The sequence below is a fragment of the Pseudoalteromonas rubra genome, assembly GCF_005887115.1.
Lineage (GTDB): Bacteria > Pseudomonadota > Gammaproteobacteria > Enterobacterales > Alteromonadaceae > Pseudoalteromonas > Pseudoalteromonas rubra_F.
The window spans coordinates 1-584 of the sequence record NZ_PNCJ01000111.1 but is presented as its reverse complement, the minus strand read 5'-3'; the positions used below and the strand labels follow the sequence as shown (position 1 = coordinate 584).

The window sequence follows — 584 nt, the reverse complement described above, 5'->3', positions numbered from 1 at the left end:
GGGCAACTAAAATTGGCCGCTGTTTTATTGTCTAACCAGAACCTGTGTTCTGATTTATTTAGGGGATAACGGCGATAACGGCGACACCCACCCTTACACTCACCTAACCAATGAGGCTATGTTCTAAATTGAATTTGAAATATAGTGGATTCTTGGTTCGACAAGGGCTTTGAGCAGCCAGGTGCACACATTTCAGCTCTTAATATTTGAAGATAGACAGAATAAGACAATACAAAAGCGTCCCCTAAACCGAGTTTGGGTGAACAGATATGTCGGTCAGTTCGGAGCTAACTCGAGCAATGCTAGCCCAATAACCGCTCACATCGAGTCAGATTAACACGTCGCTTTTTGTTAAGGTGCTCACAGTAATCTGTTATTGCCTGCTTTCGCCCTACTGCACCATGAAACACCTTGGTAAATCGAGTGGTAAGCTTAAGCCAGTTGTCTGGCTCTATTTGCAACCTGGCCAGCAGCGGCTGGCTATCACTGATGTAACCCCGTTTATCTGCACGCATACATCGGCCCGTTAATTCAACCAACTGAATGTAATAGGTCAAATCAAACGGAAGACCACTTGGCATATT

Annotated in this window: 1 pseudogene; it reads right to left on the bottom strand. The window is 44.7% G+C overall.

Going from position 1 to position 584, the window contains the following annotated elements:
• Positions 1-302: 302 nt before the first annotated feature.
• Positions 303-584 (bottom strand): annotated as a pseudogene (locus tag CWB98_RS23385) (transposase); the annotation flags it as partial.